Source organism: Mycobacterium deserti (assembly GCF_025345615.1).
Lineage (GTDB): Bacteria > Actinomycetota > Actinomycetes > Mycobacteriales > Mycobacteriaceae > Mycobacterium > Mycobacterium deserti.
In genome coordinates this window covers 165,935-179,198 of sequence record NZ_JAODWD010000003.1, presented here as the reverse complement: position 1 = coordinate 179,198, position 13,264 = coordinate 165,935, and the positions used below count along the sequence as shown (strand labels likewise).

At 67.9% G+C, this 13,264-nt stretch carries 15 protein-coding genes; 4 read left to right on the top strand and 11 right to left on the bottom strand.

Going from position 1 to position 13,264, the window contains the following annotated elements; genetic code table 11:
• Window positions 1–73: 73 nt before the first annotated feature.
• From N4S67_RS12165 to N4S67_RS12155, 3 genes are all read right to left on the bottom strand, one after another.
• Window positions 74–400, bottom strand: coding sequence for an ArsR/SmtB family transcription factor (locus tag N4S67_RS12165; RefSeq protein WP_260993246.1), 327 nt, complete (start codon window positions 398–400; stop codon window positions 74–76).
• A complete protein-coding gene (locus N4S67_RS12160; RefSeq protein WP_260993245.1) occupies window positions 400–888 on the bottom strand; it encodes an SRPBCC family protein in 489 nt (162 codons plus the stop codon). Before N4S67_RS12160 ends, N4S67_RS12165 begins: the two co-directional genes overlap by 1 nt.
• 80 nt (window positions 889–968) lie before the next feature.
• Window positions 969–1,979 (bottom strand): methionine synthase, encoded by a 1,011-nt coding sequence (locus N4S67_RS12155; RefSeq protein ID WP_260993244.1) that lies wholly within the window; start codon window positions 1,977–1,979, stop codon window positions 969–971.
• Between the two features lie 21 nt (window positions 1,980–2,000).
• On the opposite strand from N4S67_RS12155, the gene N4S67_RS12150 reads away from it, so the two are divergent.
• Window positions 2,001–2,654, top strand: coding sequence for a sensor domain-containing protein (locus N4S67_RS12150; RefSeq protein WP_260993243.1), 654 nt, complete (start codon window positions 2,001–2,003; stop codon window positions 2,652–2,654).
• Between the two features lie 67 nt (window positions 2,655–2,721).
• Here the strand turns inward: N4S67_RS12150 and mnmA are convergent, their stop codons facing one another.
• The 6 genes from mnmA to N4S67_RS12120 form a co-directional block, all read right to left on the bottom strand.
• Complete coding sequence (gene mnmA / locus N4S67_RS12145) at window positions 2,722–3,789, bottom strand: tRNA 2-thiouridine(34) synthase MnmA (RefSeq protein WP_260993242.1); 1,068 nt, start codon at window positions 3,787–3,789, stop codon at window positions 2,722–2,724.
• Window positions 3,789–4,985 carry a cysteine desulfurase family protein gene (locus N4S67_RS12140; protein ID WP_260993241.1) on the bottom strand — a complete coding sequence of 399 codons (1,197 nt, stop codon included), beginning with the start codon at window positions 4,983–4,985 and terminating at the stop codon, window positions 3,789–3,791. Before N4S67_RS12140 ends, mnmA begins: the two co-directional genes overlap by 1 nt.
• A gap of 44 nt (window positions 4,986–5,029) precedes the next feature.
• Entirely contained in the window at window positions 5,030–5,872 is an 843-nt protein-coding gene (locus tag N4S67_RS12135; protein ID WP_260993240.1) for a lysophospholipid acyltransferase family protein, read from the bottom strand.
• Window positions 5,869–6,693: a GNAT family N-acetyltransferase gene (locus N4S67_RS12130; protein ID WP_260993239.1), complete on the bottom strand. Its 825-nt coding sequence runs from the start codon at window positions 6,691–6,693 to the stop codon at window positions 5,869–5,871. The genes N4S67_RS12135 and N4S67_RS12130 overlap by 4 nt, the downstream gene beginning before the upstream one ends.
• A gap of 230 nt (window positions 6,694–6,923) precedes the next feature.
• The gene (locus tag N4S67_RS12125) at window positions 6,924–7,880 is read right to left on the bottom strand and encodes an electron transfer flavoprotein subunit alpha/FixB family protein (protein WP_260993238.1); all 957 of its coding nucleotides are present in this window, start codon (window positions 7,878–7,880) and stop codon (window positions 6,924–6,926) included.
• A gap of 39 nt (window positions 7,881–7,919) precedes the next feature.
• Window positions 7,920–8,711 carry an electron transfer flavoprotein subunit beta/FixA family protein gene (locus tag N4S67_RS12120; protein ID WP_260993237.1) on the bottom strand — a complete coding sequence of 264 codons (792 nt, stop codon included), beginning with the start codon at window positions 8,709–8,711 and terminating at the stop codon, window positions 7,920–7,922.
• Between the two features lie 196 nt (window positions 8,712–8,907).
• Between N4S67_RS12120 and N4S67_RS12115 the strand changes: the two genes are divergently transcribed.
• The 3 genes from N4S67_RS12115 to N4S67_RS12105 are packed head-to-tail and all read left to right on the top strand — an operon-like array spanning window position 8,908 to window position 12,504.
• Window positions 8,908–9,672, top strand: coding sequence for a class I SAM-dependent methyltransferase (locus N4S67_RS12115; RefSeq protein WP_260993236.1), 765 nt, complete (start codon window positions 8,908–8,910; stop codon window positions 9,670–9,672).
• Window positions 9,669–11,222, top strand: coding sequence for a glycoside hydrolase family 57 protein (locus tag N4S67_RS12110; RefSeq protein WP_260993235.1), 1,554 nt, complete (start codon window positions 9,669–9,671; stop codon window positions 11,220–11,222). The genes N4S67_RS12115 and N4S67_RS12110 overlap by 4 nt, the downstream gene beginning before the upstream one ends.
• A gap of 43 nt (window positions 11,223–11,265) precedes the next feature.
• Window positions 11,266–12,504, top strand: coding sequence for a glycosyltransferase family 4 protein (locus tag N4S67_RS12105; protein ID WP_260993234.1), 1,239 nt, complete (start codon window positions 11,266–11,268; stop codon window positions 12,502–12,504).
• 5 nt (window positions 12,505–12,509) lie between these two features.
• Here the strand turns inward: N4S67_RS12105 and N4S67_RS12100 are convergent, their stop codons facing one another.
• Together N4S67_RS12100 and N4S67_RS12095 are read right to left on the bottom strand one after the other, a co-directional pair.
• Window positions 12,510–12,863 carry an ester cyclase gene (locus tag N4S67_RS12100; protein ID WP_260993233.1) on the bottom strand — a complete coding sequence of 118 codons (354 nt, stop codon included), beginning with the start codon at window positions 12,861–12,863 and terminating at the stop codon, window positions 12,510–12,512.
• Between the two features lie 21 nt (window positions 12,864–12,884).
• Window positions 12,885–13,244 carry a DoxX family protein gene (locus N4S67_RS12095; protein ID WP_260993232.1) on the bottom strand — a complete coding sequence of 120 codons (360 nt, stop codon included), beginning with the start codon at window positions 13,242–13,244 and terminating at the stop codon, window positions 12,885–12,887.
• Window positions 13,245–13,264: the final 20 nt, after the last annotated feature.

Genomic DNA, 13,264 nt, shown 5'->3' with positions numbered 1-13,264 from the left:
TGCACGAAGCGGGCGTGCCAGGGGAGCTACGCGGGCAATTCACGCAAATAATGACGAGCGCGCTACTTCGTGCCTAACTGTCTTCGACATATGCGCGCAACCTGTCGATCGCGCGGTCCCAACGCTGCGACAGCGCGGTCAGATAGTCGCTGGCCTCGGCCAGTGGCTCCGGCCGCAACCGCCAGATGCGCTCCCGACCGTGACGTTGGCTGCTCACCAGCCCGACCGTCTCGAGCAACAACAGATGCTTGGTCGCGGCCTGGCGACTGACTGGGACGACGGCACTGACGTCGGTCGTCGAGCACGGCCCGCCCTCGCACAGCCGGGTGACGATGCGCAGACGGTTCGGGTCGCCGAGGGCGTCGAACAGCGGCGCCTTGCCGGCGACCGCCGACGGCATCACACCTTCTCGCTGAGAGCGAGATATTTGCGCACGAGTTGCGTCTGCGCCGCCCACCCTTCGCTGTTGTCCTCGAAGGCCGATGCGCGACGTTCGGCGGGGACGGCGTCGAACCCCGACTCGACGATGCGTAGCAGCACGCCGTCGGCGGTCTCGTCGAGCGTGAATTCCACCAGCGTGGTCGGGACGTCCGCGTCGCCGTCGTCGGACGGGTACGGATGCCAGCGGTATGCCAGCCGTCGCTGGGGTTCGACGGCCACGATCTGCCAGCTGTCCGCCATGCCTGCGTAGGGCTGCTGGGCCCTGGCGACGTCCTCGTCGACGGCCGTCGGGGTGATCACTCCGGTGACCGATGTGCCTGCCACGAATGGGCCGTCGAACCGCACGCCGAACCACTGGCCGAACTCTTCGCTGTCGCTGATGGCGCGCCACACCCGCTCCAACGGCGCCTTCAACAGAACTTCTTTCTCGATTCGATCCGAGCTCATGTGCAACCTCCTGGTTGCTTGTCACCGTAGCCCGGATGAGCACACAAGCGCAACCCCCAGGTTGCTTATCGATCGCGGGCCTAGATCGCGTCGGGATCCTCGGCGAACGCCTGAGCCGCTTTCTGCGCCAGTTCGATCGCGGTGCGAGCCCACTCCGCAGTAGCTCCCGCGAGCCCACAGGTGGGGGTGATGCCGATGCGCTCGCGCAGCACCGACCGCGCGAAGCCGAGGCGGTCGGTGACGGCCACGGCCGCCTTGGCGACCTCTTCGGCCGCGGGGCGCGGATTGGGCTCCGCCGTGGGGACCACCCCGAGCATCACCGTGCGCCCCGACTCGACGAACTCGCCGATGCCGTCGAGGTCGGCGGGAGCGAGTGTTGAGGTGTCGACGCAGACTGCGTGAATGCTCGTGCGCTGCAACAGGTTCCAAGGCAGATTCGACGCGCAGCTGTGCAGCGCGACTTCGACACCGACGGTGGCGACGCAGTCGTCGAGCAGTCCGATGGCCACCGATTCGTCGACTGGATGCACGGGTGTGAAGCTGGTGACCCCGGTCAGCCGTCCTTCCAGCGCAGCGCCTATCAGCGGTTCGTCGAACTGCACCACCACCGCGGCGTCCAGCCGCCTGGCCACTTGCGCCGCATGTGCGGCCACGCCCTCGGCGAGTGACCCGGCGAGATCGCGTACCGCACCGGCGTCGGTGAGGGCGCGGTGGCCGTTCGGCAGCTCGAGCTGCGCGGCCAGCGTGATGGGTCCCGGTGCCTGGACCTTCACGGTGCGCGCCCCACCCCGCAGGCCCGCCTTCTCCCACGCCTCCTCGAATGCGTCGATGTCCTCGTCGAGCAGGCTGGCGGCGCGGCGCACCACTGAACTGCGTCCGTTGGCGATCCGATAGCCACGCGGAACCGTGTCGATGCCGATATCGACCAGCAGCGCACCGGCGCGGCCGATCATGTCGGCGCCGACGCCACGAGCGGGCAACTCGACCAGATGCGGCAGAGTGTGCAATTCGCCGATGACTATTTCGGCGGCCTGGCGCGCCGACGTACTGGGCCATGAACCGATGCCGGTTGCGGCGGCGAAGACACTCACGCGGCCAACAGTATTAGCCTCATGGCAACGGAAGGGGTCGACCCCATGCGGCTGCCGGTCTGGTGCGCGGTGGGACTGCTGGCGGCGGGGTGCTCGCAGGCGGTCGGTGGCCACGCGGTTCGGTCCGCGCCCGGTCTCGACGACGATTCCCGCTCGCCTGTCGATGTCGAGACGATCATGCTCGAGCAGTCACAGATGCGCGCCATCACCGGAGCCGGCGACCATCTGACCATCGTGCCGACCATGGACAGCAAGATTCCCGTCGACATCGAACCACTCACCGAAAGCGCTCCCCCGAGGTGCGAGTGGGTGTTCGCCGAGACCCAGACATTCGGTTCGGAGGTCGAGGAGTTCCACAAGACCACGTTTCAATATCCGCCCGACGGCGGCCTGATCTCCCAGGGTGCGGCGGCCTACCGCGATCCCGTCACCGCGAGGCGCGCCTTCGACGGCCTGGTCGCGCTTGTCGACGGTTGCGACTCAACGAGTCTCGGCGCCATGTTCGTCGGCGACTGGGCCGCGACGGGCGACTCCCTGCAGACGCGGCCCGCCGGTGGCTGCGGTCGTGACTACCGCGTCAAGAACGTGGTGCTGGTCGAAGTGACGGCGTGCGCGTTCCCGGATTCGGTGCCAGGCATCGTGATGACGAACATCCTGGCGAACGTCCCCAACTAGCGCCGAAATGGAATTCCGGGCTACCAAGTCGTCGGTTTGAGCGCCGGGAATTCCATTTCGGCGCAAATCAGCGGGTGATGGTGGCGCTGGCGAGCACTTCGTCGCCGTCCGGGTCGGGTCGGTAAAGCACCATGGTCTGGCCCGGCGCGACGCCGCGCAGCGGGGTGCGCAGAGTCATGACCAGCCGCCCGTCGCGCACTTCGGCGATGCCGTCACCGATGCCGCCGTGGGCGCGGACCTGCACCGCGCATTCGACGGGCCCCTCGGGAACGGCTCCGGAGGTGAACACCGGCCGTTCGCCGGTCAGCGTCCACACATCGAGGTCAGCGGCGTCGCCGACATGCACCGTGCCGGTGAGCGCGTCGATCCCGGTCACGTAGCGCGGCCGCCCGTCTGGCCCCGGCCCGGCGATGCCAAGACCTTTTCGCTGTCCGACCGTGAATCCGTGTACGCCGTCGTGTTCGGCCAGCACCGCGCCACCCGCGTCGACGACCGCGCCCCGGCGCACACCGATACGGGCACCGAGGAACGCGCGCGTGTCGCCCGACGGAATGAAGCAGATGTCGTGGCTGTCAGGCTTGTCGGCCACAGCCAGCCCACGGCGGGCGGCTTCCTCGCGAATCTGCGCCTTGGGCGTGTCTCCGATCGGGAACACAGCGTGGCGCAACTGCTCTGCGGTCAGCACCGCGAGCACGTACGACTGGTCCTTGTCGTGGTCCACGGCGCGGCGCAGCCGCCCGTCGGACAACCGCGCATAGTGCCCGGTCGCCAGCGCGTCGAAGCCGAGCGCCAGTGCGCGAGCGGCCAACGCGGAGAACTTAATTCGCTCGTTGCACCGAACACACGGATTAGGGGTCTCGCCGCGGGCGTAGGACGACACGAAGTCGTCGATCACGTCTTCTTTGAACCGGTCGGCGAAGTCCCACACGTAGAACGGGATGTCGAGCACATCGGCGACTCGACGGGCGTCACCGGCGTCTTCTTTGGAGCAGCAACCCCGCGAACCGGTGCGCAGCGTCCCGGGAGCCGACGACAGAGCCAGATGCACCCCGACGACGTCATGACCGGCGTCGACCATCCGTGCGGCGGCGACTGACGAGTCCACCCCACCGCTCATGGCCACGAGCACGCGCACTAGTCAGCGACTCCCGAACTGGCCAGCGCTGCCTGCCGGGCGCGCTCGACGGCGGCGGGTAGCACCGCGAGCGCGGCGTCGATGTCGGTCTCGGTGCTGGTGTGCCCCAACGACAGCCGCAGCGAGCCGCGGGCACTGGCGGGGTCTGCGCCCATCGCGATCAACACGTGCGACGGCTGCGCCACACCGGCGGTGCAGGCCGATCCGGTCGAACACTCGATGCCTCTGGCGTCGAGCAACATCAGCAGTGAGTCGCCCTCGCAACCGCGGAACGTGAAGTGTGAGTTGCCCGCAAGCCGCCGGGCACCGGTGGCGCCGTTGAGTGCGACGTCCTCGATGCTCGACAGCACGCCCTCGACCAAGCGGTCGCGCAGGTTGGCCACCCGAGCGGTGTTGGCCTCGAGGTTCTCGACGGCGGCCTTTGCCGCGGCAGCCATCGCCACCGCACCAGCGACATCCGGTGTGCCCGAACGCACGTCGCGCTCCTGGCCGCCACCGTGCAGCAACGGCACGCACGCGGTGTCGCGACGCAGGACCAACGCGCCAACTCCGGTCGGCCCGCCGAACTTGTGGGCCGTGACGCTCATCGCCGACAGCCCACTCGCGGTGAAGTCGACCTGCACCTGCCCCACCGCCTGCACTGCGTCACTGTGCATCGGTACATCGAATTCCGCTGCGACCGCGGCAAGTTCGGCGATCGGCATGATGGTGCCGACCTCGTTGTTGGCCCACATGACCGACACCAGGGCGACGTCGTCGTGGCTCTGCAACACCTCGCGTAGCGCGGCGGGCGTAACCGACCCGTCGGCTTCGACGGGCAGCCACGTCACGTCGGCACCCTCGTGTTCGACGAGCCACTCGACAGAGTCGAGTACCGCGTGGTGTTCGACGGGTGTGGTGACGATGCGGCGGCGACGCGGTTGCTCGTCGCGGCGAGCCCAGTAGATGCCCTTGACCGCGAGGTTGTCGCTCTCGGTGCCGCCTGCGGTGAAGATCACCTCCGACGGGCGCGCGCCCAGCAGCTTGGCCAGCGTCTCGCGCGCCTCCTCCATGCGGCGCCGCGCGGTCCGGCCGGTGCCGTGCAACGAGGATGCGTTGCCGACGGTGGCGAGCACGCCCGTCATCGCCTCGATGGCAGCGGGGTGCATCGGGGTGGTGGCGGCGTGATCGAGGTAGACCGGCTCGGACGGGGTCATAACCGTTCAAGGATACCGGCCTGACCCGGCCGCCTACGATTCGCTCAGGCCACGAGCGCGTGCCCGTGCGCGCGCCGCGACGCGTCGCCGCGCACCGCCTGTTCGCAGCGTGCGGCGAGGTCACGCCGGTCCGCCCCGGGTAGCTGCAGCGATTCGACGTGGACGTGCACAAACGTGCGGCGGGCCGTGACGAGGCGACGGATAGAGGACATCAGGGTGTCGTCGCCGATGTAGGCGGCGAGCGTGGAAGGGCTGCCGTCGCGGTGGTGATAGCTCAGCCGCAGCGGCTGAACGGGCCTGCCCGCGTCGACGGCAGCCTGGAACATGGCCGGTCGGAACGGTCCGTAGGCGAGGCCGCACCAGGTGGTGCCTTCCGGGAACGCGACGACGGTGTGGCCCGCGCGCAGCCGCTCGGCGACGGCGCCGACCACATGGGGTAGCCGGCGCAGATTCGCGCGCTCGATCGGGATGACCTTCATCAACCGGGCCAGCAGGCCAAGCCCCGGCCAGCCGACCATCTCGGCTTTGGCCACGAACGAACCGGGCATGACGGCACCGACGGAGAAGACGTCGACCCACGACACGTGCCCACTGACCACGAGAACACCGGAGAGATTGCGAATCGGCCCACCCGACACCCGGATTCGTACTCCCAGGGAGCGCAGCATCATTCGGCAGTAGCCGCGCTGCAGGTGCGATCGGCCCGGCATCGGGATCGCCAGCACCGGCGTCGCGGCCAGCAGCAGCACCGCGAGGGTGGCGCGCATCGCGATACGCACGGCGACGATCAGCGAGTGGCCGACGGCCGCGTCCCCGCTGCGCAGGCAGTCGGCGTCGCAGGAAGCACGCGGCAGCCACGCATTCTCGTACTCGACCGGGCTGGTCACTGGGCCATCCCGTCGGCCATGGCGGCTGCTGCTCCGACCGATCTCAGCCTGCGCAGATAGCGCGTGTCTGCTCGGCGTTTGTCGAGCAGGGCGGGGAAATCGCCGACCCCGAACTCCGGGTCGTGTGCTGGCTCGCCGCACACCTGGGCGCCGAGGCGCAGATAACCGCGCATCAGCGGCGGAACCGACACCCGCGCAGGCGGCGCGATGTCGTCAAGACCCCTGCCGTCGACTGTCACCGGCTGATAGGGGTGCACGGTGTATTCCGCAGGCGCTGCGTGGCGGCGGCAGACGAAGTCCCGCACACCGCGGATCTGGCTGCCCGGCACCTCGCCGGGCGAACTGTGCACGGGCACCGACACGCAGCCGGTGACGTAGTCGTAGCCGCAGCGGTCCAGGTAGGCCAGGATGCCCGCCCACATCAGCAGCACCACGCCGCCGTTGCGGTGGTCCTCGCGCACCACGGCGCGGCCCATCTCGACCAACGAGGGTCGCAGCGGATCAAGGCCGCGGACGTCGAATTCCGTTGCGGTGTACAGGCCTCCGGCGGCGATGGCCCCTGCCGGCGGCAGCATGCGGTAGCAACCGACGAGTTCGCCGGTGTCGTCGTCGCGGACCAGCAGGTGATCGCAGTACTCGTCGAATTGGTCGGCGTCCGTGGTCGCGCTCAACGTGAAGCCGGGCTCGGTGGAGAACACCTGATGGCGCAGCCGTTGCGCGGCTTCGATCAATAAGGCGTCGGCCGACAGCAGAAGCGTGTACCGGGGCGCTGACGAGGTATCGGTGTGGTCTGCCGGTATGAGTACAGAGGCGGTGCTCATGGCTGCACGGTCTCGAAACCGGGTCTCCAAACGGCATCGGGCGTATGACGTGTTCGTGAGCGCTAGGTGACGTCTTATGGCGCTTGAGAGCCGTCAGCCCAGGAAAGTGACGACCAGTCGCTGTCACAGCAACTCTGGCAGTAACGATCGGTCCGGCGCGACCTTGTCTGTCCGGACAGGCGAAACCCCGGTGCGCCGGGCACCGGGGTTCCACTGAAAACGGTTGTTCGTCAGCCCTTGCGGGACTTGACCGCCTCGGTCAGCTGCGGTGTGACCTTGAACAGGTCGCCGACGACGCCGAGGTCGGCGATCTCGAAGATCGGCGCCTCTTCGTCCTTGTTCACCGCGATGATCGTCTTCGACGTCTGCATGCCTGCCCGGTGCTGGATGGCGCCGGAGATGCCGAGTGCGATGTACAGCTGCGGCGACACGGTCTTGCCGGTCTGACCCACCTGGAACTGGCCCGGGTAGTAGCCGGAGTCCACGGCGGCACGCGACGCGCCGACAGCAGCACCCAGCGAATCCGCCAATTCCTCGACAACGCTGAAGTTCTCGGCGCTGCCGACACCGCGACCGCCGGAGACGACGACCGAAGCCTCGGTCAGCTCCGGACGGTCACCTGCGACCGCAGGCTCACGCTTTGTGATCTTCGTCGCAGTCTCGGCCTGAGCGGGCACCTCGACGTTGACGACCTCGCCTGCCCCGTCGGAGGGTTCAGCGTCGATCGAGCCGGCGCGCAGCGTGATCACCGGCACCTCACCGGTGGACTGCGCCTCGACGGTGAACGCCCCACCGAAGATCGAGTGGATGGCGGTGCCGCCCTCCTTGACCTCGACGACGTCGGTCAGCACACCCGAACCGATCCTGGCCGCCAATCGTCCGGCGATCTCCTTGCCGTCGGCGTTGGAGGACAGCAGAACGCCTGCCGGAGAAGCCGACTCGACCAGCGAGGCCAGCACATCGACCTGCGGCGTGATCAGGTAGTTCTCCGCGTCCTCCGATTCGGCGACGTAGATCTTGGCGGCCCCCGCCGCCTTCAGTCCGTCGACGAGCGGCTCGGCGGTGCCTGATGCGCCTACCACGACCGCGGCCGGTTCGCCCAGCTTGCGAGCCGCTGTGATCAATTCCGAGGTGACCTTCTTCAGTGCACCTTCGGCGTGCTCCACGAGCACGAGTACTTCAGCCATGAGTTCTCTCTCGTCCTATCTTTCGCAGTCTCTTGGGCCCTAGATGATTTTCTGGGCAACCAGGTACTCGGCGACCTTGGTGCCGCCTTCGCCTTCGTCGGTCACCTTCTCGCCCGCGGTCTTGGGCGGCTTCGGGGTCGACGACAGCACCTTGGACCCGGCGTTGGCGCCACCGACCTCGTCGGCCTCCACGCCGATCTCGGCGAGCGTGAGCTTGGTGACTTCCTTCTTCTTGGCGGCCATGATGCCCTTGAAGGACGGGAAGCGCGGCTCGTTGATCTTCTCGTTGACGCTCACCACGGCGGGCAGTGGCGCCTCGACGAAGAACACGCCGTCGTCGGTCTCGCGCTCGCCGGTGACCTTGCCGTCTTCGACGGTCACCTTGCGAAGATGGGTCAGCTGAGGCAGTCCCAGGTACTCGGCGATGATGGCGGGAACCGCGCCGCCGGTGCCGTCGGTGGCCTCGTTGCCGGCGATGACCAGCTCGGTGCCCTCGATGGTGCCCAGCGCGCGGGCCAGCGCCCAACCCGTCTGGATCATGTCTGAGCCGTGCATGCCCTCGTCGACCAGGTGCACCGCCTTGTCGGCGCCCATGGACAGCGCCTTGCGGATGGCCTCGGTCGCGCGCTCGGGTCCGGCTGTGAGCACTGTCACAGTGCTTTCGCCCCCCTCGCGCTCCTTGATCAGCAGGGCCTCCTCGACGGCGCGCTCGTTGATCTCGTCGAGCACGGCGTCGGCGGCCTCACGGTCGAGGGTGTAATCGCCGTCGGTGAGCTTGCGCTCCGACCACGTGTCAGGGACCTGTTTGATCAGGACCACGATGTTCGTCATGAGTTCGGTTCGTCCTCCTCGGAAGGCCGGGCGAACCGGCCTGCTTTACCACGTTTGAAGCAACAACCACTATGTTACTCGTCGGTAACTTTTAGTGGTTCGCAGGAACACCATAGCTGGTCGAAGTTTGCGTTCTAGCAGCCCGTAGGCGGTGAACCGTTCGCCGACGGGCCGATCCGCGTTAGCCTGCCTTGCAATGAGCGCATTCGTCACCGACGGTCCGGACCTGCCCCTCACCGGGGAGCGCACAGTTCCCGGCCTGGCGGAGGAGAACTACTGGTTCCGCCGCCACGAAGTCGTCTATGAGCGGCTGGCCGAGCGATGCGCGCATCGCGACGTGCTCGAGGCGGGCTGCGGCGAGGGCTACGGCGCTGACCTGATCGCCGAGGTCGCGCGTCGCGTGATCGGGCTGGACTACGACGAGTCGACGGTCGCGCACGTGCGCGCCCGGTACCCGCGGGTGCAGATGCGGCACGGGAACCTGGCGTCGCTGCCGCTGGCCGACGGTGAGGTCGACGTGGTGGTCAACTTTCAGGTGATTGAACACCTGTGGGATCAAGGGCAATTCGTCGCGGAATGCCACCGGGTGCTGCGGCCCGGCGGTGTGCTCTTGATGTCGACTCCGAACCGGATCACCTTCTCCCCCGGTTCAGCCACTCCGCTCAACCCGTTCCACACCCGCGAGCTGAACGCGGCTGAGCTGACGGAGTTGCTTGTCACGGGAGGATTCTCGGTCGAATCGATGCTCGGGGTGTACCACGGTGCGCGGCTCATTGAGCTCGACGCGCGGCACGGCGGCTCGATCATCGACGCCCAGGTTGCCCGGGCGGTCGCCGATGCGCCGTGGCCGGCCGATCTGCTCGCCGACGTCGCTTCCGTCACGACCGACGACTTCGACCTGACCGCCGACCGCGACATCGACGACAGCCTCGACCTGGTCGCCATCGCGGTGCGGCCGTGACGACCAACGAACCTGTACGCCGCTCCGATGTCGCCGGGGCGCCGGTTCCGGGGCTGTTCACACTTGTGCTGCACACCCATCTGCCGTGGCTGGCCCACCACGGCCGCTGGCCCGTCGGCGAGGAATGGCTGTACCAGTCGTGGTCGGCGGCATACCTCCCGCTGGTGCGGGTGCTGCGCACACTCGCGGCCGAGAACCGGCGTCATCTGCTGACCCTCGGCATGACGCCGGTGGTCACGGCTCAGCTCGACGATCCGTACTGCCTTGCCGGAATGCACCATTGGCTGGCGAACTGGCGGCTACGTGCGCTGGAGGCCACCACGCTGCCGGAGCCGTTGCGCGCGTTCGGTCTTCGCGAGCAAGCCGAGGCCGAACAGGCGCTCGACGACTTCTCCACGCTGTGGGCGCACGGCGCAAGCCCGCTGCTGCGCGAGTTGATCGATGGCGACACCATCGAACTGCTGGGCGGCCCGCTGTCACACCCCTTCCAGCCGCTGCTCAATCCGCGCCTGCGGGAATTCGCTCTGCGCGAGGGTCTGGCCGACGCGACACTGCGATTCGCGCATACCCCCTCGGGCATCTGGGCTCCCGAGTGCGCCTACGCGCCTGGTATGGAGAACGACTATGCCGCAGCCGGTGTCGGCCACTTCATGGTCGACGGCCCGTCGCTGCACGGCGACACGGCGCTGGGCAGGCCGGTCGCGTCGTCGAACGTCGTGGCCTTCGGCCGCGATCTGCAGGTGAGCTATCGGGTGTGGTCGCCGAAGTCCGGTTATCCCGGCCACGCCGCCTATCGCGACTTCCACACCTACGACCACACCACCGGTCTGAAGCCGTCGCGCGTGACGGGCCGCAACGTGCCATCGGAGGCGAAGGCGCCCTATGAGCCGCAGCGCGCCGACCACGCGATCGACGGGCACGTCGCCGACTTCGTCGATGTCGTCCGGCGCCGGCTCGTCTCAGAGAGCGACCGCCTCGGCCGGCCCGCGCATGTCATCGCCGCGTTCGACACCGAGTTGTTCGGCCACTGGTGGCACGAGGGTCCCGTGTGGCTGGAACGGGTGTTGCGTGCGCTGCCGCAGGCGGGCGTGCGGATTGGCACGCTGGCCGACGCGATCGCCGACGGCTTTGTGGGCTCGCCCGTCGAATTGCCGCCCAGCTCATGGGGTTCCGGCAAGGACTGGCAGGTGTGGGCCGGCGAGCAGGTCGCCGACATGGTGCAACTGAACAGCGAAGTCGTCGACACCGCGCTGACGACGGTCGACAAGGCGCTGGGTGAGATCGACGGTCCGCCGGCACGCAATTCGGTAGCCGACCAGATCCTGCGCGAGACGTTGCTCACCGTGTCGAGCGACTGGCCCTTCATGGTGAGCAAGGACTCGGCCGCCGAATACGCGCGCTACCGCGCACATCTGCACGCCCACGCCACGCGGGAGATCGCCGACGCGCTGGCGTCGGGCCGCCGCGAGCACGCGCAGCGACTGGCCGACGGCTGGAACCGCGCCGACGGTCTGTTCGGCGCGCTCGACGCAAGGCGTCTCCCCAAGTGACTCACCCCCTCGTCCGCGCCCACGCGCAGGTAACCGACGTGCGATGAAGATTCTGATGGTCTCGTGGGAATACCCACCGGTGGTGATCGGCGGGTTGGGCCGCCACGTGCATCACCTGGCAACGGCGCTCGCCGAGGCCGGACACGAGGTGGTGCTGCTCAGCCGTCGCCCCGCGAACACCGACCCGAGCACGCACCCGTCGACCGACGAGATCACCGAGGGCGTGCGCGTCGTCGCCGCCGCACAGGATCCGCACGAATTCGACTTCGGCACCGACATGATGGCGTGGACGCTGGCGATGGGCCATTCGATGGTGCGCGCCGGCCTCTCGATCAAGTGTCGCAACAGGCCGTGGCGCCCCGACGTGGTGCACGCCCACGACTGGCTCGTCGCGCATCCGGCCATCGCCCTCGCCGAATACTTCGACGCCCCCCTGGTTTCCACCATTCACGCCACCGAAGCCGGACGGCACTCGGGTTGGGTGTCGGGTCGGATCAGCCGGCAGGTCCACGCCCTCGAGTCATGGCTCGTTCACGAGTCCGATTCGCTCATCACCTGTTCGGCGTCGATGTGCGACGAGATCACCGAACTATTCGGGCCCGGCCTCGCCGAGACCCGGGTGATTCGGAACGGGATCGAAGCCGCGCGTTGGCCTTTCGCCATGCGACGACCGCGCTCGGGACCTGCGCAGCTGCTGTATCTGGGGCGGCTCGAGTACGAGAAGGGCATTCACGACGCGATCGCCGCGCTGCCTCGGATCCGCCGATCGCACCCCGGCACGACGCTCACCATCGCCGGTGAGGGCACACAGCAGCAGTGGCTCGTCGAGCAGGCGCGAAAGCACAGAGTACTCAAGGCCGTACGCTTCGCAGGCCACCTGGACCACGACGCGTTGGTCGACACACTGCACACCGCCGACGCCGCCGTGCTGCCAAGCCATTACGAGCCGTTCGGCATCGTCGCGCTCGAGGCCGCCGCGACGGGAACACCTCTGGTCGTCGCAAACGTCGGCGGTCTCGGCGAGGCGGTGATCGACGGGCGGACCGGCGTCTCATTCCCGCCGCGAGACGTCGCGGGTCTCGCGGCGGCTGTCCGGACCGTGCTCGACGATCCCGACGCGGCTCAGCGGCGCGCGATCGCCGCGCGGGAACGTCTCAACTCCGACTTCGAATGGCACACCATCGCCGGTGAGACCGCGCAGGTGTACCTCGCCGCGAAACGACGGGAGCGCGAACCCCACCGGCGCCGCCCGATCACCGAACACGCACTGCCCCAACGGTAGCCGGGTCAGCCGGCCGACGTCCCGGGCCAGTACTCCGCGATGCGCCCGTCCGCGATGCGCAGGATGTCGTTGCCGAAGAAGCGTGCCTCACCGGAAGCGTGCTGGCCCACCCCGATCCAGCGGCCTGCCATCAGATCGCCGTCGGTGAGCGGACCGAGTTCGATCTCGAACGTGAGTTCGCGGAACATGTTCAGGGTTTCGCCGATGATTGCGGCAAGCTCCGCGGGTCCGTGCACGTCGCGGCCCGGCCAATGGCCGACGAAGTCATCGGCGACGAGGTCGGCGGCGATCGGCTGACCAGCCCAGACCTCGTGAATCCAACGCCGATACAGCTTTTCGGCGGCAGTTACATCGCTCATGTTGTCGTCCTTTCTCACACATCAAATGAGGAAGCAGTAAAGCCCGACGGCAATGCAGATGACGAGCATGCCTGTCGCATTGAGGAACAGATTGCGGCCGAAGTCGCGCGCGAGGATGTGAGCCGCAATGGCGCAGACGAAGTACGCAACGAGCGCTGCGCAGGTCAGCGCGCCCAGGTAGGGAATCCACAGTCCCGCGATGAGGCCCAGTGCCGCGGCGAATTTGATCGGCGCCATCATCCACCAGAACCTGCGTGGCCAGTTCACGGCCGTGAAGCACTCCTCGATGAACCGGAGCGGCTTGAGACACATCAGTGCATCGCCGAACTGGATCACAGCCAACACAATCACCGGCCACTGCGGATCGGGTAACGATGTCACACTGATCCACCTCCTTCGAC

Excerpts from the sequence above, each read along its gene's own strand:
- N4S67_RS12160 (WP_260993245.1), bottom strand. The coding sequence starts at position 888 with ATGAGCTCGGATCGAATCGAGAAAGAAGTTCTGTTGAAGGCGCCGTTG.
- N4S67_RS12140 (WP_260993241.1), bottom strand. The coding sequence starts at position 4,985 with ATGACCCCGTCCGAGCCGGTCTACCTCGATCACGCCGCCACCACCCCG.
- N4S67_RS12150 (WP_260993243.1), top strand. The coding sequence starts at position 2,001 with ATGGCAACGGAAGGGGTCGACCCCATGCGGCTGCCGGTCTGGTGCGCG.
- N4S67_RS12130 (WP_260993239.1), bottom strand. The coding sequence starts at position 6,693 with ATGAGCACCGCCTCTGTACTCATACCGGCAGACCACACCGATACCTCG.
- N4S67_RS12120 (WP_260993237.1), bottom strand. The coding sequence starts at position 8,711 with ATGACGAACATCGTGGTCCTGATCAAACAGGTCCCTGACACGTGGTCG.
- N4S67_RS12100 (WP_260993233.1), bottom strand. The coding sequence starts at position 12,863 with ATGAGCGATGTAACTGCCGCCGAAAAGCTGTATCGGCGTTGGATTCAC.
- N4S67_RS12105 (WP_260993234.1), top strand. The coding sequence starts at position 11,266 with ATGAAGATTCTGATGGTCTCGTGGGAATACCCACCGGTGGTGATCGGC.
- N4S67_RS12165 (WP_260993246.1), bottom strand. The coding sequence starts at position 400 with ATGCCGTCGGCGGTCGCCGGCAAGGCGCCGCTGTTCGACGCCCTCGGC.
- N4S67_RS12125 (WP_260993238.1), bottom strand. The coding sequence starts at position 7,880 with ATGGCTGAAGTACTCGTGCTCGTGGAGCACGCCGAAGGTGCACTGAAG.
- N4S67_RS12115 (WP_260993236.1), top strand. The coding sequence starts at position 8,908 with ATGAGCGCATTCGTCACCGACGGTCCGGACCTGCCCCTCACCGGGGAG.